The organism is Actinacidiphila sp. bgisy145 (assembly GCF_057708125.1).
The window spans coordinates 33,120-58,266 of sequence record NZ_JBYIRL010000042.1; the positions used below are offsets into that span (position 1 = coordinate 33,120).

Consider the following 25,147-nt stretch of genomic DNA (forward strand, 5'->3'; position numbering starts at 1 on the left):
CCGGCCGAGTCGCCGGCCGTCCCGGGCCCCGGGGTCCCGCTACCACGGAACCCCGGGGGGCGGCGCGCGACGCGCCGAAGGCCCGGCGTAGCATCTCGACGCGCACGGTCGATCCGGCCGTGCGGCACGCGAGTTCACCCTCCACCTCTCAGCACGGGCCCCGCCGGAGGCGACCATGGGAACACCCCCTGAGTCGTCGTCGCACCGCGGCCACGAGGCTTCCCCCGCGCCCCGGCGCGCGGGTGCGGCGCCCGGAAACGCGGTCCTCGACGGCTTCGGCCTCGACGCCGACGGCGTCGCGCTCCTCGCCGACGGCGTGACCGAGCCCGCCGTCCCGGCCGAGGCGTACGCCCGGGCCGAGCGCTCCTGGCACACCGCCCGCCGGCTCGCCGCCTCCGGCCGGATCTACGGCCGCGACACCGGCGTCGGCGCCAACCGGATGGTCTTCCTCAGCGACGAGGACAAGGACGAGCAGGACCTGCGGCTGCTGCGCAGCCACGCCGGGGGCGTCGGCGCGCTGCTGCCGGCCCGCGAGGTCCGCGCGATGCTCGCGGTCCGCGCCAACCAGGTGCTCGCCGGCGGCTCCGGACTGCAACCCGCGCTGGTGCGGGCGATGGTCGAGGCGCTGCGGCTGCATGTGCACCCGGCGGTCAACGAGTTCGGGGCGGTGGGCACCGGCGACCTGACGGCACTGGCGCAGACCGGGCTGACGCTCATCGGTGAACGGCCCTGGCTGGCCGACCCGGTGGGGCCGCTCGGCCCGGAACTGGACCCGATCGGGCCGGAGGCCGGCGCGGGTGCGGACGGCGGCGCCGGTGCGTACGGCGGCGGTTCGCCGGACGGCGCGGGTGCGTACGACCAGGCGCCGGTGGGGGTGCACGCCGATCCGTACCCCGGCGGCGGGCCGCTGGTGCCGCCGCGGACCAGCGCGACCGCGCCCGGACCCGCGCCCGTCGCCCTCCAGCGCGGCGACGGCCTCGCCCTGATGAGCAGCAACGCCCTGGCGCTCGGCCAGGCCGCGCTGGTCTGCCACGACATCGACGTGCTGCTGCGCGCCTCGCACGCGGTCGCCGCGCTCTCGCTGGCCGCGGTCGGCGGTTCCCTGGAGGCGTACGCCGCGCCGGTGCACGCGCTGCGCCCGTACGCCGGGACCCGGCACGCCGCCGCCGAGGTGCGCCGGCTGCTCGGGCAGCCGGACCGGCCGCAGGTGCCGGGTCGGCGCATCCAGGACCCGTACGGCTTCCGGGCGTTCCCGCAGGTGCACGGGCCCGCGCTGGAGTCGGTCGGGGCGCTGCGCCGGGTGGTCGGCGTCGAGATCAACTGCCCGCCGGAGAACCCGCTGATCAGCGAGGACGGCGGGCCGGACGGCGGGCCCGCGGTCCACCACCACGGCGGGTTCTTCGCCGCGCCGCTCGGCCTCGGGCTCGACCAGCTCGCGCTGTCGGTGCTCCAGACCGCGCGGCTGTCCGCCGCGCGCCTCGGGCACCTCGGCGACCCCGACATCACCGGGCTGCGGCCCTTCCTCGCCGACGGCCCGGCCGCCAGTTCGGGGATCATGATCCTGGAGTACAGCGCCAACTCCGCGCTCGCGGAGCTGCGGGCCGCCGCGTCCGCGCCCGCCTCGGCCGGGCACGCCGTCATCTCCCGCGGGCTGGAGGAGGCGGCGAGCTTCGCCTCGCAGGCGGCGCGGCAGGCGCTGCGCGCGGCGGGCGCCTACCGGCTGGTGCTGGCCTGCGAACTCGTCGCGGCTGTACGGGCGTTGCGTACCCAGCCGTCGGCGCTGCTCGCCGCGGACGCGCCGGTCCGCGCGGTGCTGGACTCGCCCGGGCTGCCGTCGGCGCCGGGGGACCGCGCGCTCACCGCCGACGTGACCGCGGCCACGCTCCTGCTGCCCGCGCTCGCGGCGCTGTGACCGCGGCGCTCTGACCGCGGGCTGCCCCAGCGGGCTCCGCCGGCTCTGATCGCCTGCTCCGACCGCCGGTAGGGCCCGGGTTCAGCCCACGTCCCACAGCCGTACCGTCCTGCTCGCGAGCGCGACCGTCTTCCCGTCGGGGCTGAACGCGAGGGACCGGACCCCGCCCGGGTGGCCCTTGCTCGTGGCCATCACGGCGTAGGTGGGGAGGTTCCACAGCCAGGCGGTGCCGTCGCTCATACCCCCGGCGAGCGCCTTGCCGTCGGGGCTGTAGGCGACCGCGTTCGGGGCGCCGGAGGGGGTGGTGACGGTGGTGACCACCGAGCGGCCGGCCAGGTCCCACACCGTGGTGCCGTTGTCGGACAGGGTGCTGCCGCCGCCTGCGAGGTTCCTGCCGTCGGGGCTGAAGGCGACGGAGGCCATGGTGGCGACGAGGCCGGTCTTCCCGCTGACGAGGAGCGCCGTGTAGTCGAGGGTGCGGCCGGGGTGGGCGGTGACCTTCCACAGGCCCACCTGGTAGTCGCGGCTGTCGAAGGCGCCGCTGGCCAGGGTCCGGCCGTCGGGGGAGAAGGCCAGCGAGTCCAGGATGACGCCGTCCCCGGTGAGCAGGGTGCGGAACGCGCCGGACGGCAGGTCCCACAGGGCCGGGTACAGGGTGCCCGAGGTGGCCAGCGTCTTCCCGTCTGGGCTGATCGCCAGGTGCTCCACCGTGTCCCCCGGGGACAGGGTGGAGAACGCGGTGCGGGTGGCGACGTGCCACAGCCGCACCGTGCTGTCCTCGCCTCCGGTGGCCAGCATGGTCCCGTCGGGGCTGAACGCCACGGCCTTCACGGCGCCGGTGTGGCCGGTGAGCGTGGCCGTACGGCGGGTGGCGACGTCCCACAGGCGTACGGCGTGGTCGTCGCAGCCGCCCGCGAGGGTCCTGCCGTCGGGGCTGAACGCGATCGAGTTCACGCCGCCCTGGTAACTGGTGAAGTCCGCGGCGCTGCCTGTCGCGGTGGACTTGGCGCCGGGGGCGGGGGTGGACTTGGCGTCGGTGCCGCCGTGGTGGCCGCCGGGGACCAGGAGCGCGGCGGTGGTCGCGCCCGCGGCGGCCACGGCGAGGCCGGCGGCGCCGAGCAGGAGGGCGCGGCGGCGGGTGGCGGGCGGGGCCGGGGGGTTGGTGACCGGGGGCGGGACCAGGGCGGTTTCGGTGGTGAGGTCGGAGGCGGGGGCCGGAGATGCGGTGGGAGGGTGCGCCGGGGTGGCCGGTGCGGTGGGCGTCGGGTCGGCGGGGGCGGTGGGCGTCGGGTCGGCGGGGGCCGGGACGGCGTCCTCCGTGCCGGCGAGGTCGCGCAGGCGGCGCCCCAGGGTCGCGGCGCCGGGGCGCTGCTCGGGGTCCTTGGCCAGCGCGGCCAGGATGAGCGGCGCCAACGGCCCCGCCTCGCGCGGCGCTTCGGGTTCGCGGGTCAGCACGGCGGCGATGACGGCGGTCAACGTCGGCCCGTCGAACGGCGGGTGGCCCTCGACGGCCGTGTACAGCGTCGCCGCCAGCGCCCACACGTCGCTCGCCGGTCCGCCCGGCCCGCCCTCCAACTGCTCGGGCGCCATGTACTGCGGGGTGCCCACCATGGTGTGCGTGCGGGTCAGCCGGGTCGTGGCGTCCAGGATGCGGGAGATGCCGAAGTCCGTGAGGACCGCGCCCTGCGCGGCCAGCAGCACGTTGTCCGGTTTCAGGTCGCGGTGCACCACGCCCGCGGCGTGCGCGTGCGCCAGTGCCTCGGCCATCCGCGCGCCGACCGCCGCCACCCGGTGCCGGTCGAGCCGTCCCTCGCGCCGGACCGCGTCGCCCAGCGACCCGCCCCGGACGAACTCCATGACGATCCAGGGGACCTCGTCGTCCTCCACCGCGTCGTGCACGGTCACGATGCCCTCGTGGCTCAGCCGCGCCGCCGTCCGCGCCTCCGCCGTCGCCCGCCGGATCAGCGCCTGCCGCTCGTCCTCCGCCAACTGCGGTGCCAGCACCACTTCCTTGACGGCCACCTCGCGCCCGAGCACCTCGTCCAGGCCGCGCCACACCCGCCCCATCCCGCCCCGCCCGACCACCTCGACCAGCCGGTACCGCCCCGCCACCACGCTCCCCGCCCGCTCCGTCACGCCCGCCACCCTAGCCCCGCCCCCACGCCCCAACCACTCCCCGAACAGCGCGGGCTCGCGGGCGTGTTGGGCGCCGCCCCCGGCCGTCAGAGGCTGAGGGCCGCGATGCCGGCCAGGACGATGGCGGCGCCCAGGATGCGGCGGGCGAGGTCGCCCTCGTGGAAGAGGCGCCAGGCGAGGAAGGAGCCGAGGACGATGGAGGACTCGCGCAGCGGGGCGACGAGGGCGACGGGCGCGGTGCGCATCGCGGTGAGGACGAGGATGTAGGCGAGCGGCGAGAACACCGCGACCGTCAGGATCGGTCCGGTGTCGGTGCGCAGGGCGGCCGGTATCCGCTCCCGGCGGCGCAGCGCCCGGGGGGTGAGGACCAGGCTCTGCAACAGGAACGTGCCGGTGAAGTACGTGACGGGCGCGATCGACGCGACCGCGTAGCCGTCCCAGAGGGTGTACGCGGCGATCGTGGCACCGGTGGCCGCGCCCCACAGCACGCCCCCGCGGGGGTCGGCCCCGCCGCCGCGGAACGGGTTGCCGGTCACGACGGCCACCCCGGCCACCACCACGGCCGCGCCGAGCACCGCGACCGCGGTGGGCCGCTCCCCGAGCAGGAGGATCGCGAAGCACATCGTCAGCACCGGCCCGGTGCCGCGGGCCACGGGGTAGACCACGCCGAGTTCGTAGCGGTCGTAACCGGTCTGGAGCGTCAGCGAGTACACCGCGTGCAGTCCGGCCGAGACCAGGCAGGTGGCCCCGAGCCGCCAAGTGGCGTGCTGCGCACCGGTGATGAGGGGGACGGCCCCGATCGGTACGCACAGCAGGGTCGCGGCGCAGGTGTAGGCCCACACGAACACGGCGGTGTCGCCCCGCTTGTACTTCGACACCGTGTTCCACACCGCGTGGGCGGCGGCCGCGACGAGGACGATCGATATCGTGCCCGGGCGCATCAGGAGATGTCGGGGAGGTCGATGCCGGCGCGGTCGGCCAGGCGGCGGCGCTCGGGGTCGCGCAGGGCGAGCGCGGCGGCGAGGGCGTCGACGGTGACGAGGTGGGCGAGGCGGCTGCCCGCGGCGGCCATCTGCGCGGGCAGCGGCGAGCCGCCGACGACGAGGGCGACGTCCGCGAGGGACGCCAGTGGCGTGCCGTAGTGGTCGGTGATCGCGATCAGCGTGGCGTCGCCGGAGTTGGCGGCGTCGGCGACGGCGACCGTGGAGGAGGTGCGGCCGGTGGCGCTGACCGCGATGACGACGTCGCCGGCGTGCAGCAGGCGCGTGGCGATCATCGCCGACTCGTGGTCGGCGATGCCGGTGGCCCGCGCGCCGAGCGCGCGCAGCCGGAAGACGGCGTCCGCGGCGACCGCGGCGGAGGTGCCCGCGCCCACGACGAGGACCTGGCCGGCCGCCCGCACCGCGTCGGCCGCCGCGTCCACGGCGGCCGGGTCCAGGGCGCCGGCGAGCGCGGTCAGCGCGTCGTGGCCGGTGCGGACTGCTGCCTCGACCACCGCGGCGGGGGTGGCGTCCTCGGTGAGCGCGGCGGAGGGCGCGAAGAACTCGGTGGTGCCGCGGGCGCGGGCGATCTCCAACTTGAGTTCGGTGAAGCCCTGGTAGCCGATCGCGCGGGCGGCGCGGACCACGCTCGGGGCGGACACCCCGGCGCGTGCGGCGACCTGCGCGGTGGTGCCGGTGCCGACGAACAGCGGGTCGGCGAGGAGGAGTTCGACCACCTTCGCCTCGCTCGCGGGCAGGGCGCCGCTGCGCGCCCGTACGGTGCCGAGCCAGCGGGTGAGCGGGTCGTCCGCCCGCGACGAAACATCGTTACCTCTTTTGTCGTCCACGTGTAACAGAGTAACGTGGCGGTCATGGCTCAGACCGGCGATCCCCAGCACCCGCCCACCGGCCCGGCCGTCGCCGTGGTCGGCCCCGGGGCGATCGGCACCACCGTCGCGGCGGCCCTGCACGAGGCCGGCCGCACCCCGGCGCTCTACGGCCGCACACCCCGCGCGCACCTCGAACTGCGGGACGAGGACGGCTTGGTGGCCGTGCCCGGCCCGGTGCGCACCGACCCGGCACACGCCGAACCGGTCGGCCTGGTGCTGCTGGCAGTCAAGTCCACCCAGGTCGCCGCCGCGGCACCGTGGCTGGCGGCGCTGTGCGCACCGGGCACCGTGGTCTGCGCGCTCCAGAACGGCGTCGAGCAGGAAGCGGCGATCTCCCCGTACGCGCCCGGCTGCCCGGTGCTGCCCTCGGTCGTGTGGTTCCCGGCCGAGGCCCAGCCGGACGGCGCGGTGCGGCTGCGGGGCCAGGCGCGCCTGACGCTGCCGGACGTGCCCGCGGCCCGCGTGGTCGTCGACGCGCTGCACGGCACCCGGTGCCTGGTCGACCTCGCCGCGGACTTCACCTCCGTGGCCTGGCGCAAACTGCTCCAGAACGCGGGTGCGGGGCTGATGGTCCTGGCCGGGCGCCGCGCCGGCATGTACGCCCGCGCCGACATCGCCCGGCTGACGGCGGACTACCTGCGCGAGTGCCTGCGGGTCGCCCGGGCCGAGGGCGCGGTGCTCGGCGACGAGGTGCCGCAGGAGATCGTCGACGCGTTCCGGGCGTTCCCGCCGGACCTGGGCACCTCCATCCTCGCCGACCGCGAGGCCGGCCGCCCGCTCGAGTGGGACATCCGCAACGGCGTCATCCCGCGCCGCGCCCGCGCCCACGGCATCCCCACCCCGATCAGCGACGTCCTCGTCCCGCTGCTGGCCGCCGCGAGCGACGGCCCCGGGTGACCGCGGCCGCACCGACTCCGGTCCGGCGGCCGGCGGTACGTCGCGACGGTCAGCCCGACTGCCGTGCGGGGCGCGGGGCCTGACGCGGCGCCATGGTCGCGGCGGCGTCCGCGTCGCGGACGGCGAGCGCGACCGGAAGGGCCAGCAGCGACACGGCCGCGGCCACGAGGAACGCGGCGTGGTACGCGCCCAGGTCCGCGGCGGCGCGGCCCGCGCTGCCGCCCCGCGCCGGACCCGTGGCCGCGAGCACGCTGCTGAGGAGCGCCACCCCGACGGCGCCGCCGAGCTGCTTGCCCGCGTTGAAGAGCGAGGACGCCCGCCCGGTCCGCTCCTTGGAGACCGTGGCCATCGACGCGGCCTGGCTGGGGATGAACACGAAGGAGACGCCCAGGCCCAGGCCGAGCATGGCCAGCAGCACCGGCACGGTGCCGCTCCCGGTGGCGGCGCCGGTGCCGACCCCGGTCATCGAGGCCAGCGTGCCCGCCATGACCAGCAGCCCGGCGGCCGCGATCCGACGCGGTCCGAAGCGCCGGTAGAGCACGCGGGTCACCAGCTGGCCACCGGCCATGACGCCGAGCGCGGACGGGAACACCGTCAGGCCCGCGCGCACCGCGGACAGGCCGAGCGCGTCCTGGAAGAACAGCGAGGCCAGGAACAGCGCGCCGAGGTAGGCGACCGAGCCGAGGCCGTACAGGCCCGTCGCGCAGGCGAACATGCGGTTGCCGAACAGCCGCAGGTCGACCAGCGGGTGCGCCGCCCGCGACTCGACGAGGACCAGCGCCGCCAGCAGCGCCGCGCCCGCGCCGGCCGCGGCCAGGACGGGTGCGGCCGTCCATCCCCGCGACGGCCCCTCGCAGATGCCGTACATGACCGAGCCCAGCCCCAGCCCGGACAGCAGCAGGCCCTTGACGTCCAGCCGCCCGGGGCGGGCGGGGACGTGGCCGGCGAGGGCCGCGACGCCGTACGCCAACGTCGCCGCGCCGATCGGCACGTTGACGAAGAACGCCAGCCGCCAGGATGCGTAGGTCGTGAACACCCCGCCCAGGATCGGGCCCAGCGCCGGTGCCAGCGCGGTGACCAGCGCCAGGACACCGGAGATCCGGACCCGCTCGGCCGGCGGGTGGACCCGGAAGAGCATCGCCAGCCCGACCGGGGTCATCACCGCGCCGCCGACGCCCTGCAGGACGCGGAACGCGACCAGCTCGTCCAGGCCGGTGGAGATCCCGCACAGGGCCGAGGCGAGCGTGAACAGGCCGATCGCGCCCAGCAGCGCTCGCTTGCCGCCGATCAGGTCACCGAGCCAGCCGGAGGCGGGGATGAACACCGCCAGGCTCACCAGGTAGGCGATCGAGACCAGGCCGACGCTGCCGGCGCGGGCGTGCAGGTCGCTGCCGATCGTGGGCAGGGCGACGTTGACGATCGTGGTGTCCATGACGGCCATGAACATGGCGGCGACGTAGACCGTCGCCACGACGGGCTTCTGATCCAGGCGGAGGCTCATGGAAAAACGCTAGCACTATCACTGACATACTCAACTATTGATGATGCCAGCGATATGGGCTAGGGTGGCGATGTGATCACGGCGTCAGACCTTCCGATCCCGGTCCCGGACGACCACGGCGACGACGCCGCGGCCGAGGCGTGGCAGCGCATCCGCGCGATCAGCCACAATCCGGCCGCGATGGCGGCCTTCCACCAGATCGTCCAGGAGACGGGGCTGCCGCTGGCGCCCCTACGGGCGCTGCTCGTCCTCCCGCTCGACGAGCCGGTCCCGATGCGGCAGCTCGCCAAGCGGCTGGGCTGCGACAACTCCTACGTGACCTCGCTGGTCGACGCGCTCGAACGGCGCGGGCTGGCCACGCGCCAACAGCACCCCACCGACCGGCGGATCAAGGTGATCGTCCTGACCGACGAGGGCCGTGCGCTCACCCGCCGCGCCCAACTCGCCGACGCCACCCCGCCCGGCTCGTTCGCCGGTCTGACCCCCGCCGAGGTCACCACGCTCCGCGACCTCCTGCGCAAGATCACTCCGTCGCAGCCGGCCTGACGCGGCGACAGCGGCGGCTGGGCCGCGGGCCGCCGCGTTGTGCGGGTCTGTTCACTTCCTTGACGCTGCCATGCGTCGGGCGCACACTTCCAGGCGTTTGCGTTCATCCTGTGAAACCTGTGGACCCTGTGAACGCGGACACAGCGCGACTCGGTACCCGCAGATGGCCCGGTCGTAAGCGGTCGGGGCATCGTTCCCACCTGGGAGAAATCGTATGCGCATGGCTCGACTCGCGGTCGCCGCTGCGACCGCCGCGGTCGCTCTGACCGTACCGATGGCGATGCCGGCGGCCGTCGCCGCAGGACACCCGCAGGACGCCGCCACCGCGCGGCCCTGGCTCAACGCCCACCTGCCCCTGGAGAAGCGCGTCGACCTGCTGCTGGCACAGCTGACCAACGCCGAGAAGGCGTCGCTGATGACGGCGGTCGCCAAGCCGAGCGGCTCGCACGCGACCGGCTACATCCCGGGCGTCGACCGGCTCGGCATCCCCGGGATGCAGTTCACCGACGGGCCGAGCGGGGTCCGCGACGGGCAGCCGGCGACCGCGCTGCCCGCCCCGGTGTCGCTGGCCGCGTCCTTCGACACCGAACTGGCCGAGCGGTACGGCGCGGTGATGGGCACCGAGGCCAGGTCCCGCGGCTACCAGGTGATCTACGGCCCGATGGTGAACATCGTGCGCACCCCGCTGGGCGGCCGCGACTTCGAGACGCTCGGTGAGGACCCCGAACTCGCCGGCGACATCGCCAGTTCCGAGATCGGCGGCATCCAGGACCAGGGCGTGGCCGCGCAGGTCAAGCACTACGCGGGCAACAACCAGGAGAACGCCCGCACCACGTCCAGCTCGGACATCGACGAGCGCACCCTGCACGAGATCTACCTGCCCGCGTTCGAGAAGGCGGTCAAGGACGGCCACGTCTGGTCGCTGATGTGCGCGTACAACAAGGTCAACGGCACCTACGCGTGCGAGAACGCGCAGATCCTGCGGGAGATCCTGCTCGACGAGTGGAAGTACGACGGGGTGGTGGACACCGACTACCCCGCCAACCACAGCACCGTCGCGGCCGCGAACGCCGGCCTGGACCAGGAGTTCGCCGGCACCACGTACTTCGCCCAGCTGCCCGCGGCCGTCGCCGCCGGGCAGGTGCCGCAGTCGGTGCTGGACGACGCGGCCCGCCGCATCCTGCGGCTGGAGTTCCGCACCGGGCAGTTCGACCCGAAGGCGCCGGTCACGGCCGACCTCGACGCGGACAGCGCGTTCGCCCGCACCGCCGCGGAGGACGGCAGCGTGCTGCTGAAGAACAGCGGCTCGGTGCTCCCGCTGGACACCGGCAAGCTCGGCTCGCTCGCCGTGATCGGCCCGAACGCCGACACCGCGGTCACCGGGGGCGGCGGCAGCTCGGCGGTCACCCCGTACAAGACGGTCGACCCGCTGAGCGGGCTGACCGCGCGGCTGGGCAGCGGCGTGGACATCACCTCGGTCAAGGCCGGGCACGGCAGCGGGTATCCGGCGATCCCGGCGTCCGCGCTGACCGGGCTGAAAGGCGAGTACTTCGCCAACACCACGCTCAGCGGCACCCCGGCCCTCACCCGCAGCGACACCGACATCGACTTCGACTGGGGCAACGGCTCCCCGGGCGACGGCATCCCCGCCGACGGGTTCTCGGCCCGCTGGACCGGTACGGTCACCGCGCCGGCCACCGCCGCCTACACCTTCGCCGCGACGAGCGACGACGGCAGCCGGATCTACCTCGACGGCAAGCTGATCGTCGACAACTGGGGCGACCACGGCGCCCAGACGGCCACCAGCAGCCCGGTCCAGCTGACCGCGGGCGAGCCGCACACCCTGCGCGTGGAGTACTACGAGAACGCCGGCGGCGCGTCGGTGAGCGTCGGCTGGGCGGCCCCGGGCCTGCCCGACCCCTCGATCCAGGCCGCGGTCGCCGCCGCGAAGAGCGCGGACGCCGCCGTCGTGGTGGTCGGCGACTACTCCAGCGAGGGGTCGGACCGCACCACGCTGGCGCTGCCCGGCAACGAGAACGACCTGATCGAGGCGGTCGCCGCCGCCAACCCGAAGACCGTCGTGGTGCTGCGGGCCGGCGCCCCGGTGCTGATGCCGTGGCTCGCGGACGTGCCCGCGGTGCTCGACATGTGGTACCCGGGCCAGGAGGACGGCAACGCGCTGGCCGCCCTGCTCACCGGCGACGCCTCGCCCGGCGGCCGGCTGCCCGTCAGCTTCCCGGCCACCGACACCCAGACCGCGGTTGCCGCCGCCCCCGGCCGCTACCCGGCGGTGAACGGCGTCTACGACTACAGCGAGCAGCTCGACGTCGGCTACCGCTGGTACCAGGACGAGGACCAGACCCCGCTGTTCCCGTTCGGCTACGGCCTGACGTACACCACGTTCCGCCTCTCGCACCTGTCCGTGCTCTCGCCCGGCGCGGGCACGCTCACCGCGGGCAGCGGCACCACCGACCCGGTGCGCCTGAGCGTGGACGTCACCAACACCGGCAAGCGCGCCGGCGCCGAGGTGGTGCAGGTCTACCTCGGGCACCCCAAGGGCTCGGGCGAACCCCCCAAGGAGCTGAAGACCTTCGCGAAGGTGCGGTTGGCGCCCGGCCAGACCAAGCGGGTCCAGCTCACCCTGGGCGCCGACGCGCTGCGGGTGTGGGACAGCGCCCACCACGACTGGACCGTGCAGGACGGCAGCTACCCGGTGTACGTCGGCGAGTCCTCCGCCGACACCCCGCTCAGCGCGTCCCTGACGGTCCACCGCACCGCCGGTGTCCAGGCCACCGCCGTCACCGCCGCGGCGACCACCGGGGCGGGCAGCACCGCCACGGTGCGGCAGACCTTCACCAACACCGGTGACACCGCGGTACGCGGCGCGCGGCTCGCGCTGACCGTGCCGGCCGGGTGGACCGCCGCGCCCGCCGCCGGCAGCACCACGTCGTACCCGACCGTGGCCGCGCACTCCGCGGTCAGCACCTCCTGGACCGTGACCGCGCCCGCGGACGCGGCCGCCGGGACCGCCACCCTCACCGGCAAGGCGGCGTACACCCTGGACGGGCGGCAGACCCGCACCGGCACCGCCACCACCGTGGTGCCCTACCGCACCCTCGCGGCCGCGTACGACAACGAGGGGATCAGCGCCGACAGCGACCCGTCGACCGGGAACCTCGACCCGGGCGGCTACAGCTACTCCGCCACCCAGCTCGCGGCGGTCGGCTACACCCCCGGCGCCACCGTCACCGCCGACGGGCTGGACTACACCTGGCCGGACACCCAGCCCGGCCAACCGGACAACGTGGCGGCGAACGGGCAGGTCATCGAGGTCCTGCTCGGCGCCGGGGTCGGCTCCGCGCACTCCGGCACGGTCACCGTCACCTACACCGACGGCACCAGCACGGAGTTGAGCGTGGACTTCCCCGACTGGTACGCCAACGCGGCCGGCGGCAACAGCCGGCTGGCGGTGACGACCGCGAACTGGAACCGCCCGGCCACCGACACCATCGGCGCGCACGCGGTGAGCCTGTACACCACCGGGGGCGCCCTCGACGCCTCGAAGACGGTGGCCACGGTGACGCTGCCCGCCGACTCCGGCATCCACGTGTTCGCGCTCTCCGTGGGCTGAGCGTCTCCGCGCGTTGAGCCGGCATCGCGGGGCCGAGCCGGCTTCGCGGGGCTGAGGCACCGCAACGGCCCAACGGCGGCGGGCCGTCCGGGAGTTCCGGGCGGCCCGCCGCTGCTCAGCCGGCCGGGCCCAGCACCACCGGAAGCGTCTGGTGGCCGTTGGTGATCAGGGACGGCACCCGCGGCAGCGCCCCCAGCGGCGTCGCGAGCCGGGCGCCGGGGAAGCGGGCGAAGAACGCGCGCAGCGCGACCTCCGCCTCCAGCCGGGCCAGCGGCGCACCGAGGCAGAAGTGCACGCCGTGGCCGAAGGCGAGGTGTTCCGGGCCGGGCGCGCTGCGGGTGACGTCGAACTCCCCGGCGCTCTCGCCGTGCCAGTCCGGGTGCCGGTTGGCGGCACCGTACGCGGCGAGGATCGGCTCACCGGCGGCGATCACCTGACCGTCGGGCAGCGGTATGTCGCGCACCGCGAACCGCATCGGCAGGTTCTTCACCGCCGGCTCCAGCCGCAGCGTCTCCTCCACCACCGACGACCAGTCGGCGCCGCCGGAGCGGACCAGGTCCAGCTGGTCGGGGTGGGTCAGCAGCGCGGCGATCGCCTGGTCGAGCAGGTTGACGGTGGTCTCGTAGCCGGCGCTGATCATCAGCAGCAGCGTGTCGCGCAGCTCGGTCTCGTCCAGCGCGGAGCCGTCGCCCTCGTCGTCGCGCGCGGCGATGAGCAGCGAGGTCATGTCGTCGCCGGGCGCGGTGCGCTTCGCGGCGATCAGGTCGTCCAGCACCCCGTACAGGCGGACGGTGTTGGCCATCGCCTCCTCGGGGCTGAGCGTGGTGGAGAAGACCCCGTCCACCACGGTACGGAAGTCCGCCTGCTGCTCCTCGGGCAGACCCATCAGGTGGCTGATCACCCGGATCGGCAGCGGGTAGGCGAAGTGCTCGCGCAGGTCGACCGGTTCGCCGGGGGCTTCGTCGGCGAGCGTGCCCAGGCCGTCGAGCAGGTCGGTGACGATCTGCTCCACGCGCGCGCCGAGCGCGGATATCCGGCGGGCGGTGAACGCGGGCGCCACCAGCCGGCGCAGCCTGCGGTGGTCGCCGCCGTACGCGGTGAACATGTTGTGCACCGACACCCACAGCGCCAACGGCCAGGTCGCGACGGCGTGTTCGTACGCGGGCCAGTGCTGCCGGGCGTCCTTGGAGACGTCCGGCCCGGTCAGCAGCTGCTTGAGCAGCACCGGGTCGGTGACGGCCCAGGCCGGCACCCCCAGGACGTCGACGCGGGCGGCCGGGCCCTGCGCGCGCAGCTTCTCGTGCTCGGAGTCCGGGTCGGAGCCGGTGGGGTCCAATACGAACGGGGTGGACTGGGACACGGCGGTGCTCCGTTCAGCTCGGGGAGGCGGGCGGTGCGGGGACGGGCGGGAAGGTGACCGGCAGCGCGGTCAGCGCGCGGTGCCAGGGGCCCGGCCGCCAGGTCAACTCCTCGGCGGGCACGGCCAGATCCATCTCCGGCAGCGCGTCGAGCAGGTGGACCAGCGCGGTCTCGGCGATCAGGTAGGCGTGCGACTTGGCCGGGCAGGCGTGCGGGCCGTTGCTCCACGCCAGGTGCGCGCGGTTGCCGACCCGCCGGGTGGGCGCGGCGCCGATCGCCGGGTCGTTGTTCGCGGCGGACATGCAGATCACGACCGGCTGGTGCGCGGGCAGCAGCACCCCTTCGACGTCCACCGTCCGCGGCGGGTACGACACGCAGTACGACGCCATCGGCGGGTCGGTGAAGAGCAGTTCGTCCAGCGCGTCGCGCACCGACAGGCTGCCCGCGTGCAGGTCGCCGGAGAACCGGTCGTCGGTGAGCAGCAGCCGCAGCGTGTTGGTGATCAGATTGGTGGTCGGCTCGATGCCCGCGCCGTAGAGCGTGACCAGCTGGTGGTCCATCTCCTCGTCGGTCAGCTCCGCGGGGTGCCCGATCAGCCAGCTGGTGATGTCCGCGCCGGGCGCCTCGCGCTTGCCGGACGTCAGGTCGCGCAGCGCCTGCCCGAGCAGGAGGTTGCCGGCGGCGGCGTCCACGCCCTCGAAGATCGCGGCCATGCCCGCGGCGACCCGCTGCCCGATCTCCGGGGGGCAGCCCAGCATCTCGTTGAGCACCCGGAACGCGATCGGCCAGGCGTACTGCGTGAGCAGGTCGGCGTGCCCGGTGGGGCTGAACGCGCCGATCGTCTCGGCGGCGACCTGCTCCACGGTGGCCCGCAACTGGTGCTGGTTGACCCGGTCCAGGCTCGCGGTGTTCGCCCCGCGGTAGCGGTGGTGCTCCGCGCCGGAGGAGCGCAGCGCGTTCGGCCGCCACTCCATCATCGGCTTCACCGGGCAGTCGTCGGGCACGTCGCGCTGCCACACCCGCGGGTCGGCCGGGAAGCGCTGCGGGTCGTTGAGGATGCGCAGCGCCTGCGCGTACCCGATGACGAGGGTCGCCGGGACGCCGGGGGCCAGCTCCACCGGCACCAGCGGGCCGAACTCCGCCCGCATCCGGGCGTAGGCGCCGTGCGGGTCGGCGGCGAACTCCTCGGTGTGCAGCGGCACGCGCCGGCCGGGCGCGGCAGGGGCCGGCACAGGGCCGGTGTACGGCGGGGACGTCACGGGCTCGGCTCCAGTTCGCGGGAGTTCAGGTACTCGACGAGCGTGATCAGCGCGCCCACACAGGACTGCCGGTCCCGCGCGTCGCACGTGGTCAGCGGTGTCGTCTCGGCCAGGTCGAGGGCCTGGCGGACCTCGTCCAGCGGGTAGTCGACGCCGTCCTCGAAGCGGTTGACGGCCACCGCGTACGGGGTGTCGTACTCCTCCAGCAGGTCCAGCACGTCGTGGCAGCGGTCCAGGTCCCGGGTGTCGACCAGCACCAGCGCGCCCAGCGCGCCGTCGGCCAGCCCCTCCCACAGCGGCTTGAAGCGGACCTGGCCGGGGGTGCCGAACAGGTACAGCACCAGGCTCTCGTTGAGGTGCAGCCGGCCGAAGTCCATGGCGACGGTGGTGGTGGTCTTCTCCGGGGTGCCGCGCAGGTCGTCCACGCCGAGGCTCGCCTCGGTCATGGCCTCGTCCATCCGCAGCACCAGCGGCGCCACGGTGCCCACCAGCGTGGTCTTGCCGACCCCGAACGGGCCGGTGACCAGCAGCTTCGCCGAGCGGGTGATGGTGGGCGGCAGATAGTCGAAACCCGGTGGGGCAGCGGAGTCGCCGGGCGGGCCGGCCGCCTTCGACCGGTCGGTGTCAGGCGATGGAGCGGAGGCCATGCAGTACTTCCTTCAGCAGTTCGGTGGACGGCGCGTCGGCGCGGGTGCGCCGCACCGGCGCGGCGAGGTGGCCGGAGTCGATCAGGCCGGAGACCAGAATCCTGACCACCGACGGCGGCAGCTCCAGCGCGGCGGCGATCTCCGCCACCGCGACCACGCCGCCCCGGCAGAGGGCGAACACCCGGCGGGCGTCAGGGGCCAGGCCCTGGGGCGGGGCGGCGGGCGCGGCGATCACCAGGGACTCCAGGCGCACGTCGCGCGAGGGGCGGCTGCGCCCGCCGGCGCGGACGTAGGGCCGGACCAGGTCCGGGTCCCGCCGCGGTCCGCTCACCGCGCCCTGCCGCCCTCGCCGACGGGTCGGCGCTCCCTGCTGGCCAGTTCGTGGCCGACCCGCTGCGCCAGCGCGTTCATCCGCTCGCTGATCAGGCCGATGTCGCTGTCCGGCGCGGCGCACACCGCGAGCAGCGAGTTCTCCGCGGCGGCCGAGGCCAGCCCGATCCACTGGTCGGTCTCGATCAGGTGCTGGCGCACCGCGTTGGGCTCGCCGCGGCGGCCGGTGACCTCCGCCCAGGCCAGGCCCGCCGCCCGCAGCGCCGCGGTGACGGCCGCCAGCTTGTCGCCGGTGTCCTTGTCGACGGTCTTGGTGTACGAGCTGAGCAGGCCGTCGGAGGTCATGTGGACGGCGAACCGCACGCCCGGGCACGTGCCGAGGTGCTCGTCGAGCAGCCAGCCCAGCGCGTTGTCGTCGTGAGTCTTGAGCATGTCAGGAACCGCCCTTCGAAGTGGCCGACGAGTGCTGCGACGGGTCCGGTCCGGCGGTCTCCCGCGCGCCGGCGTCCCGTACGGGCTCCTGCTCCGCCGGGACCTGCTCCGACCGGGTGTGCGCCGACGGCTCCCGCTCCTGCTGCTCCGACAGCGCCCGGCCGCGCCGCGACCCGTCGGCCCACGCGGCGGCGATGTCGGGCCGCCCTGGCCTCGCCTCAGCCGGGGGCGTCGGGGGCTCGGCCGCCGGTGCGGGCTGCGGCCGGCGCCGCCGCCGGGTCAACCCGCCGGGGGTGGTGGCCGGTTGGTCGGCGGCGGCCGGGACGGTCCGCGCCTCGGCGCGGCGCGGCGCGGGCGCCTCGTACGGCTGCGGGTCCTGCGCGGCCTGCGCCGGCACGTAGGGCTGAGCGGCGGTGCGGACCGGCAGGTGCCCGCCCGGCTGCTCGACCGGGAGCGTGGTCAGCAGCGCGGCCGGTACGAAGACCAGCGCGCGGGTGCCGCCGAACAGGTTGGGCGCCTCCAGGTCGATCCGGAAGCCGTAGCGCGCCGAGAGCTGCGCGGCGACCCGGAAGCCGGTCTGCGGGTAGGCGCCGAGGGCGTGGATGTCCAGCGGCTGCCGGCCGCTGAGGATCTCCCGGGCCCGCTCCAGCTGTTCGGGGCTCATCTGCAACCCGGCGTCGTCCACGACCACCGTCACGCCGTTGTGCCCGGTGCGGAAGGAGACCTCCGCGTAGGAGGTCGGCGGGGCGTAGCGGACGGCGTTGTCGAGCAGGATCGCCAGGGTGTGCACCAGCGCCTCGACCGCGCGCGGCACCACCGCCCGGTCCAGCTCCTGGGTGCGCACCCGGTCGTAGTTCTGGATGCGGCCCATCGCGGCGCGGGCGATGTCGGTGAACTCGGTGGCCGGCAGGCGGCGGCCGAGGGTGCCGCCGGACAGCACCATGTAGCCCTGGGCGATGCGCAGCATCTGCTGGGCGGTGTGGTCGATCGCCATCAGCGTCTCGTACGCGTCGTCGCCGTCGTGGCGGCGCACGCCGACGCTGACCTCCTCGGCGAGTTCGGAGCCGAGGCTGACCAGGGCGGAGGCGAAGGTGAGCACCGCGGCGCGGGTCGCGTCGCGGGCGTCCTCGTGGGCCTGCGCCACCTGCTGCTCCGCGGTGTCCTGCGCGTCGCGCCGGGTCCGGCGGACCAGTGCGGTGTGCCGGGAGACCAGGTCCTCGACGTGCTGGGCGAGCGGGGTGCCGGCCAGCGGCTCGGGCAGCACGAACTCGACCTCGCGCTCCTCGCCCGGCTCCAGGGCCGCGGCGGTGGCCTCGGCCAGCCCGGAGCCGGCCAGGTAGCCCAGCGCGTCCTCCACCGCCCGCTGCCGGGCGGCCAGTTGGCGTACGCGTTCCTGCTCGGCCCGCAGCGCGGACCGGGTCAGGGCGTGTTCCTGCTCGGCCCGGGCCAGCCCGGTGCGGGCCTTCCGGCGGAACCGCAGGGCCGTGCCGCCGCCGGCCAGGGCGAGCGCCAGCAGCAGCGCGGCGGCCGCCTCCTGTATCAACGTGGTCATCAGATCCTCATCGGGAATGAGAGTTAAGGACACGGCGCGACGCCCGGCCGCGGGCGGTGGCGGGGTCGGGGGACGCTGACAGGTGGCGACGGCGGCGGGCGGGCCCGGTGCCATACGGGCGGGCGCGCCGGCCGGTGGCCGGAATGCGCGGACGTGATGTCCCGGCGGACCGGCCGCGCGGGGCGGTCGGTGCGGGAAGGTGCCGTGCTGGATTCGAAGGTGCCTGGCCGATTTCGGACGGCCCTGGTGCGGCCACTTCGCGATCATATACAGCCGGCTGAACGGCGCCAAGTCGCTGCAATTGCACGCCGTGCGGAGGTGCGGGAGAACGCGGCGGAATCGGGGGAGTCGTTCGATCGGGCAACCGAATCCTCCACTTCTCCGGGGGTGTTGCGGTGGCCCGCGAGGGTGGTGGGGGCGGGCGCGCCGAGCGGGCGCACGGGCTCACGACCGGCGTCGCGGGCGATCGCGGTCAGGTACGGGGCGAGAGCCTACCGTGACCGGTGGCCGGGCGTCTCGGAGTACGGCAGTGGCGGCACCTTTCGGGTGCGGCCCGCCCCCGCGGCGCCGATCACCCCTGGTGGCCCGGGCCAAGGGCTTCGCCGGGTGTATTCAACACGGTTCACTGGAAAGGGAGTTGATGTTCCGTCACCTTGACGGTGCGTTCGACGGCGCCGCTTCCGGTGCGTGCGCGGCCGCGTTTTCGGAAATGACCCGGACGGCTGCCGTCGGCATGTGCGGCCGCCCCCGCCACCCCGCGCGGCCCGGCCCCGCCGTGCCCGCCAAGCCCGCGGTCCGGGCGCGGACCGGGCGCCCATCGGGCGCGGAGCGGGCGCGGACCGGCCGGCCGGCGCCGCTCGCGACCCGAATTCCCTTTCTCCGCCGCCACATTCCGGTGTTTCTCCGCGCCGCCCGACGTGTCGGCTCCCGAATTCCGCCCGGCCCATGACCTGAAAACATCCCGAAAACATGACCTGAAAACATGAACTGAAGAACCGCCCGCCGGTCAGGAATGGTGCGGCGTGAGGGCGGCGCTGAGGCGGAGGGATTCGGTGTAGGCCGCGGCGGCGATGACGCGGGGGAGCTCGGCTCGGCGCTCGTACAGCAGATGGCGGGCCGACCAGTGCGGGCCGTAGGCGGCGTAGGCCGGATCGCCGCCCTCGGGGGCGAGGTTGAGGGACACCCGGGTCACCCCGGCCAGCGGCGACGCACCGGTGTGGGCCCGCGAGAGCACCTCGGTCAGCGCGAGGTCGACCGGGCCCTGCCCGGACTCCTGGTCGTGCCGCAGCAGCGACAGCGTCAGCCCGTCGGCGCCCCAGGGGACGAACACCAGCAGCGCGCAGGTCCGGCCGTGCCGGTCCACGCACTCCGCGACCACGCAGTCCGGGTCGGCCGGGTCGCCGAGCCGCCCCAACTGCACACCGCCCGCCGCCCGCCCGTGCCGCCGCCAGGCGTCGGCGAGCTGCCGCAGCCGGACCCACTCCGGCTCGGCGACGTCCCGCTGGCGGCGCACCACCACCCCGTAGCCGGCGGCGGCCATCGCCTGCCGGACCCGGGCCGGTCCCGGCGGCAGCGCGCCGACCGGCACCACGGGTTCCGATCCGGAGTCCATGCCGTGCAGTCCGGCCGCGGTGTAGACGCCCGCGGCGCCGTCGCCGGCGTGCGCGACCGCTGCCACCCAGGCGTGCGCGCGAGCGGTGGCGAGCCAGTGCGCGACGGCCGCGGGCCAGGCGGCGGGCGGCCCCACCGGGTCGCCCGCGGCGAGCGTGACCCCGTTCACCACCCGGTGCACGATCGCCGCCTGCCGCCCCGGCGCCCAGCACACCGCGCGGTCCCGGCGCAGCGCGAAGTACCCGAAGGAGTCCCGGCCGCCGTCGGCCCGCAGCAGTTCCCGCAGCCGCCGCTCGTCGGCCGGCTGCAACCGGTCCCGGCCGCGCGGCGCGCGCAGGAACGCCAGCACCACGAGCAGCAGCAGCGCCACGCTGATCAGGTTGATCAGCACGTCCGCCCACCACGGCACCCTGATCCCGGGGTGGTCGAAGATCGCCGACAGCGTCAGCGTGCGCACCACCGCGTACCGGGCGCTGGGGCCCCAACGGGACGGCGGGTCCTGGTCGGTGGCGTGCACCAGCAGCGTCCCGGCGCCGACCGCGACGGCCGCGCCCACCACCAGGCTGAGCAGCCCCACGGCGACGTTGCGCCGCTCGCCGCGGACGTTGAAGACCGGGCGCGAGACCAGCAGCGCGCACAGCAGCAGCAACGTCAGCCCGACGGCCAGCCAGTTGACGGCGTGCCGGTGCGCGCCGGGCACCGCGGCCATGGAGACCGCGATCGCCACCGTGTACGCGGCCGCCGCCGCCGTGGTGAGCAGCCACGCCGCCCGCTTGCGCCGCCGCAGGCTCACCGACAGCACGAACGCCAGCGCGGCGCCGGTGAACCCGGGCCCGACCAGGAACGCGGTGACGTACTCGCCGCCGGTGGCCGCCCGCACCCGGTCCCGCAGCGGCCCGGCCAGCCCGGTGACCAGGTCCACCACGCCCGCCAGCCGCAGGTACCACACGGCGGCGGCCGCGCCGGGCGCGCGCAGCGGCCGCAGCACCCGGGCGAGCAGCACCTCCAGCCGGGACGGCGGCACCTCCACCACGGTCGGCACCACCGGCGCCCGCCCGGCCCGCTTCGCCAGCGACACCGGGGTCGGCGCCCCGGCCACCGCGTCCATCACCGCGGTCTTCGCGGCCATCACGCGCCGCCGGGCGCCTTCCTCGCGCCGTTCGGCCCGGGCCATCCGGCGCGGCCGGGCGGCGTAGCGCCAGCGCGCCCACGGGCTGTGCGGCCGGGCCAGCCGCAGCGCGCCCACCACCGCGAGCAGCGGCACCATCACGCCCAGCAGCCCGGTCCACACCTTGCCCTTGAGCAGGCACAGCACCACGAACCCCAGCAGCACCGCGGCCACCACGTACGACCCGTAGGACCGGCCGCCGACGTACCCGCCGAGCGGCGCCTCGCCGGCCACCAGCAGCCCGATCACCGCGACCGCGAGGATCACCGCGTCGACCGACCGGCGGCCCTCCTCCTTCCAGTACACGTCCTCCAGGTGCAGCACGAGCGCGAACTCGTCGAGCACCAGGCCGCAGCCCATCCCGAAGACCACCGCGAGCACGTCGTGCGCCACCGGCCCGCCGGCCACCCCGAACGCGCCCACCCCGCCGACGATCATCATCACCTGGCCGAACACCACGTGGTGGATGTGCATCCCGCCGGGCTGCACGTTCCCCGGCCACCAGGACACCTGCCGGCGGATCATCCGGGTGCTGAACCTGATGAACAGGAACGAGCAGACCAGCCCGCCCAGCAGCAGGAACAGCTGCTCGCGCCCGGCGCCCGAGGTCTGCGTGCCGTGCGCGCGGCCGAACCAGTACGTCATGGCCCCAGGGTGCGTCCCGCGGCCGCGGCGCCGACCGGGACGCGCGGGACGGCTCGGCACGCTTGCCGCATATGGGGCACGTTGTATGACGATCCGACGGGCGATCCGCCGGGCGCGGGCGGGAGCGGGCCGGGATGCGCGCCGGACGCGGGCGGGGTCAGCGGCCCAGGCGGCCGCGCACCATCCCCAGCAGCGCGTTCAGCTCCTCGATCCGCATCCGCTTCGCGATCGCCAGGAAGAGCCCGACCTGCACCACGAGCCCGACCAGCAGCGCCCCGGCCGCGCCCACCAGCCCGCCGCCCAGCGCGCTCTCGGTGGCGCGGGCGAGGAAGTAGCCGAGCACCGAGGGGATCAGCGCGGCAGCCACCAGTCGGCTGTAGGTGCGGCGGATGCGCGGGCCGTCCAGCGTGCCGATCCGGCGCCGCAGCCGCGGCAGCGCCACCAGCAGCCCGACGAAGTAGGCGACGCCGTAGCCGAACGCCATGCCGATCACCGCCCGCTGCGGCGGCAGCAGCAGGTACGACAGCCCCGCGACCGCCGCGTTGACCGCCGCGATCCACACCGTGTTGAAGAACGGCGTGCGGGTGTCCTCGTAGGCGTAGAAGCCGCGCAGCGTGACGTACTGCGCCGAGTACGGGATCAGGCCGAGGGCGAACGCGGCGAGCATGTAGCCCACCGAGCGGCCGCCGTTGGCGCCGGTGCCGTAGATCAGCGCGCCGATCCAGGGGCCCAGGGACAGGAAGAGGAAGGCGGCGGGCACGATCGCCACCGCCGAGGTGCGCAGCCCGTGCGAGATGTCCGCGCGCACCGCGGCCGCGTCTCCGTCGGAGGCCGCGCGCGAGATCCGGGGCAGCACCGCGCTCATCACCGAGACGGTGATCACCGCCTGCGGCAGCTGCCAGATGGTCTGGGCGCTGGTGTACGCCGCCAGGCCGGTGCCGCTGGCGAAGCCGTGCGCGGCCGCCGACTTCTCCGCGGCGGTGGCGAGTTGGGTGACCACGATCAGCCCGGCCTGGTTGGCGAGCACGAACAGGAAGGTCCAGCGGGCGAGTTTGGCCGCGTGGCCCAGGCCGTGGCCGCGCCAGTCGAACCGCGGGCGGTAGCGCAGCCCCGACTTGCGCAGGTAGGGGATCATCGACAGGGCCTGTACCACCAGGCCGAGCAGGGTGCCCACGCCCAGCAGCCGCACGCCCTGCGGGGATATGGTGCCCGGGCTCACCGCGGTGTGGCCGAAGCTGCCGAACACCCAGATGTACATGCCGAAGGTGAAGATCACCACGACGTTGTTGAGCACCGGGGTCCACATCATCGCGCCGAACCGCTCCCGCGCGTTGAGGATCTGCCCGGCCACCACGTGCACGCCCATGAAGAAGATCGTCGGCAGGCAGTAGCGCGCCATCTCCACGGTGACGTGCGCGCTGGAGGGGGTGGACATCAGCGACGGCGACAGCAGCCGCACCAGCTGCGGCGCGGCCAGCACCATCACCAGCACCACCCCGCCGAGCGCGGTGATCACCAGCGTCAGCAGCCGGTTGGCGTACGCCTCGCCGCCGTCGGCGTCGTTCTTCATGCTGCGGATGAGCTGCGGCACGAACACCGCGTTGAGCGCGCCGCCGCCGACCAGGAAATACACCATCGTCGGCAGCGTGTAGGCGACCTGGTAGGAGTCGCCCATCACGCCCTGGCCGATCGCGGCGGCGATCATCATGTTGCGGACGAAGCCGGTGCCGCGGGAGACCATCGTGCCCAGCGCCATCACGGCGCTCGAGCCGAGCACCGAGCCCTTGCGGGTGCCGCCGGCGGCCTGCCCGCGCCCCGCCTCGGGCGGCGGCGCCCGGTCGACGTCGATCACCGGGAACGTCCCCGTCGCCTCCGCCGCCACGTCGCCGCTGGCGCTGCCGTAGACGTTCGGGGCGTAGTAGAGGGAGTAGTCGGCGTCGTCGTCGCGGTACTCGCCGCGGTACTGGTCCCGGTACAGGTGGGCGTACGGGTCCGCGGCCGGCGGGCCCTGCTGCGGCACGGAGGTGTAGCCGTAGGGGCCGTACTGCTCCTGGCCGTACTGCTGGCGGCCGTAGGGCTGTTCGTCCTGCTGGTACTGGTCGTGGTCGTACTGCTGGTACTGCTGGTACGGCTGCTCGTACGGGCCGGGCGGCTGCTCGCCGTACTGCGGCTCGGCGTACTGCGGCTCGCCGTACTGCGGGTACTCGCCGTACGGGCCTTCGCCGTGCAGGTCACGCCGACCGTCGCCGCCGTCCGGCGTGCTCATAGGACTCTCCGCTTCCGCTGCGCCAGGGCGCGGTCGACACCCCCGGTCCGCCACCCGTACGGCATACCTTCTCATCCGCGGCGGCGGCCCGTGCGCATCCGGCCGATCACATGGCCGCGGGCCGGGGCCTGAGTGGTCGGTACTCACCCCGGACGGGACGCGGGAGCAGGGCGGGGCAGCGTCGGGCGCCGCGCGGGGGCTGGTCGGCACCCCTGGCGCGCGGTCCCAGCCGCGCGCCCGGCGCGGCTTTGAGTACCGCCCACTCAGGTCCGCGCCCGGGTGCGCGTGCTGAGCTGTAAGGGACCGGGAAACCTGGGCCGCACCGAGGGGTGGAGGACGTCATGCAGGTCAGAATCCTGGGTCCCGCCGAGATCTACGACGACGCGCGAGGGCGGCGGGTCCGGCTGAACAGCCCCAAGCAGCGCATGCTGCTCGGCGCGCTCGCGACCAGGCCCGGCACGCCGGTGCCGACGGTCCTGCTCCTACGCGAGCTGTGGGGCGACGACGCGCCCGACAAGGCGGCCAACGCGCTCCAGGCGCACGTCTCACGGCTGCGCCAGGTGCTGACCGAGGTGGAGCCCGCGCGGGCCAAGGCGCCCCGGCTCGTCGCCCGCGGCGCCGGCTACCTGCTCCAGGTCCGGCCGGACGAGATCGACAGCACGCAGTTCCGGACGGAGGCCGCCCAGGCCCGCCGGTTCGCCGCGGGCGACCCGCGCACCGCCTACACGCTGCTGACGAAGGCGCTGAAGCTGTGGCGCGGCCCGGCGATGGACGGCGGCTGCGGCGGCCCGCTGTGCGCCGGGGCCGCCGCCCGGCTGGAGGAGGAGCGGTTGCAGGCGACGGAGGACCTGTACGACGCGGCGCTGCGGCTGGGCGTCGAACGGCAGGTGGTGGGGCCGTTGGAGGCGCTGGTGGCCGCGCACCCGGGGCGGGAGCGGTTCCGGCGCCAGTTGGCGGTCGCGCGCGGCAGGAGCGGGCGGCGCGGGGCGCCGCCGGTGGTGGTGCCGTCGGCCGTGGTGCCGTCCGCGGCGCGGGACGTGGACCAGCGGCGCGAGGTGCGCGAGGCGGACCGTACGGCCGTGAAGGTCGCTCGGGCGGGCCAACTCCCCACGGTGGCACTGCCGTTCCCGTCGCCGGTCCGCCCCGGCAGCGTCCAGCCCGCGCCCGACGACCCGGCGAGCGCGCTGGAGGTCTTCCGACTGCGGCTCCAGGTCGAGCAGTTGATGTCGGAGCAGAGCCTGCTGCGGTCGGCGATCGAGCGGTTGGCGGCCGGGGCGGGCGGGTTCGGTGCGGCGGACGGGTCGTGGCTCGGCCGCGACGCCGCGGCGGGCAGCGCGGGCTGAGCGCCGCGGGCGCCGCACCCGGCCGGGCGGAACAGCAGGACG

The 25,147-nt window shown here is 75.2% G+C and carries 17 protein-coding genes; 5 read left to right on the plus strand and 12 right to left on the minus strand.

The genetic code is table 11. The features are described 5' to 3' along the window. Positions 1–175 precede the first annotated feature (175 nt). Complete coding sequence (locus AC3ERT_RS30040; protein ID WP_435177941.1) at positions 176–1,912, plus strand: aromatic amino acid lyase; 1,737 nt, start codon at positions 176–178, stop codon at positions 1,910–1,912. A gap of 81 nt (positions 1,913–1,993) precedes the next feature. On the opposite strand, the gene AC3ERT_RS30045 is transcribed toward AC3ERT_RS30040, so the two are convergent. The 3 genes from AC3ERT_RS30045 to AC3ERT_RS30055 form a co-directional block, all read right to left on the minus strand. Then, positions 1,994–4,048: a WD40 repeat domain-containing serine/threonine protein kinase gene (locus tag AC3ERT_RS30045; RefSeq protein WP_435177943.1), complete on the minus strand. Its 2,055-nt coding sequence runs from the start codon at positions 4,046–4,048 to the stop codon at positions 1,994–1,996. 86 nt (positions 4,049–4,134) lie between these two features. Continuing rightward, the gene (locus AC3ERT_RS30050; RefSeq protein ID WP_435177945.1) at positions 4,135–4,989 is read right to left on the minus strand and encodes an EamA family transporter; all 855 of its coding nucleotides are present in this window, start codon (positions 4,987–4,989) and stop codon (positions 4,135–4,137) included. Next, positions 4,989–5,876: a MurR/RpiR family transcriptional regulator gene (locus AC3ERT_RS30055; RefSeq protein ID WP_435177947.1), complete on the minus strand. Its 888-nt coding sequence runs from the start codon at positions 5,874–5,876 to the stop codon at positions 4,989–4,991. The genes AC3ERT_RS30050 and AC3ERT_RS30055 overlap by 1 nt, the downstream gene beginning before the upstream one ends. Before the next feature lie 24 nt (positions 5,877–5,900). Between AC3ERT_RS30055 and AC3ERT_RS30060 the strand changes: the two genes are divergently transcribed. Further along, the gene (locus tag AC3ERT_RS30060) at positions 5,901–6,815 is read left to right on the plus strand and encodes an oxidoreductase (RefSeq protein ID WP_435133901.1); all 915 of its coding nucleotides are present in this window, start codon (positions 5,901–5,903) and stop codon (positions 6,813–6,815) included. 49 nt (positions 6,816–6,864) lie between these two features. On the opposite strand, the gene AC3ERT_RS30065 is transcribed toward AC3ERT_RS30060, so the two are convergent. After that, a complete protein-coding gene (locus AC3ERT_RS30065; protein WP_435177949.1) occupies positions 6,865–8,316 on the minus strand; it encodes an MDR family MFS transporter in 1,452 nt (483 codons plus the stop codon). 72 nt (positions 8,317–8,388) lie between these two features. On the opposite strand from AC3ERT_RS30065, the gene AC3ERT_RS30070 reads away from it, so the two are divergent. Both AC3ERT_RS30070 and AC3ERT_RS30075 read left to right on the plus strand, forming a co-directional pair. Further along, the gene (locus tag AC3ERT_RS30070) at positions 8,389–8,862 is read left to right on the plus strand and encodes a MarR family winged helix-turn-helix transcriptional regulator (RefSeq protein WP_435177951.1); all 474 of its coding nucleotides are present in this window, start codon (positions 8,389–8,391) and stop codon (positions 8,860–8,862) included. A 220-nt stretch (positions 8,863–9,082) separates the two neighbouring features. Next, positions 9,083–12,493: a glycoside hydrolase family 3 C-terminal domain-containing protein gene (locus AC3ERT_RS30075; protein ID WP_435177953.1), complete on the plus strand. Its 3,411-nt coding sequence runs from the start codon at positions 9,083–9,085 to the stop codon at positions 12,491–12,493. Between the two features lie 115 nt (positions 12,494–12,608). On the opposite strand, the gene AC3ERT_RS30080 is transcribed toward AC3ERT_RS30075, so the two are convergent. From AC3ERT_RS30080 to murJ, 8 genes are all read right to left on the minus strand, one after another. After that, complete coding sequence (locus AC3ERT_RS30080) at positions 12,609–13,853, minus strand: cytochrome P450 family protein (protein WP_435133911.1); 1,245 nt, start codon at positions 13,851–13,853, stop codon at positions 12,609–12,611. 13 nt (positions 13,854–13,866) lie between these two features. Further along, positions 13,867–15,084, minus strand: coding sequence for a cytochrome P450 (locus AC3ERT_RS30085; protein WP_335976979.1), 1,218 nt, complete (start codon positions 15,082–15,084; stop codon positions 13,867–13,869). 23 nt (positions 15,085–15,107) lie between these two features. Then, positions 15,108–15,758 (minus strand): GTP-binding protein, encoded by a 651-nt coding sequence (locus AC3ERT_RS30090; RefSeq protein ID WP_335976977.1) that lies wholly within the window; start codon positions 15,756–15,758, stop codon positions 15,108–15,110. Continuing rightward, positions 15,736–16,089 carry a DUF742 domain-containing protein gene (locus AC3ERT_RS30095; protein ID WP_335976974.1) on the minus strand — a complete coding sequence of 118 codons (354 nt, stop codon included), beginning with the start codon at positions 16,087–16,089 and terminating at the stop codon, positions 15,736–15,738. Before AC3ERT_RS30095 ends, AC3ERT_RS30090 begins: the two co-directional genes overlap by 23 nt. Further along, positions 16,086–16,520 carry a roadblock/LC7 domain-containing protein gene (locus tag AC3ERT_RS30100; protein WP_335976972.1) on the minus strand — a complete coding sequence of 145 codons (435 nt, stop codon included), beginning with the start codon at positions 16,518–16,520 and terminating at the stop codon, positions 16,086–16,088. Before AC3ERT_RS30100 ends, AC3ERT_RS30095 begins: the two co-directional genes overlap by 4 nt. A gap of 1 nt (position 16,521) precedes the next feature. Next, entirely contained in the window at positions 16,522–18,072 is a 1,551-nt protein-coding gene (locus AC3ERT_RS30105; protein WP_435177956.1) for an ATP-binding protein, read from the minus strand. 1,006 nt (positions 18,073–19,078) lie between these two features. After that, complete coding sequence (locus tag AC3ERT_RS30110; protein ID WP_435177958.1) at positions 19,079–21,496, minus strand: phosphatidylglycerol lysyltransferase domain-containing protein; 2,418 nt, start codon at positions 21,494–21,496, stop codon at positions 19,079–19,081. Positions 21,497–21,653: 157 nt separating this feature from the next. After that, positions 21,654–23,762, minus strand: coding sequence for a murein biosynthesis integral membrane protein MurJ (gene murJ / locus AC3ERT_RS30115; RefSeq protein WP_435177960.1), 2,109 nt, complete (start codon positions 23,760–23,762; stop codon positions 21,654–21,656). Between the two features lie 341 nt (positions 23,763–24,103). Here murJ and AC3ERT_RS30120 point away from each other — a divergent pair, with 341 nt between their 5' ends. After that, entirely contained in the window at positions 24,104–25,105 is a 1,002-nt protein-coding gene (locus AC3ERT_RS30120) for an AfsR/SARP family transcriptional regulator (protein WP_435177962.1), read from the plus strand. Positions 25,106–25,147: the final 42 nt, after the last annotated feature.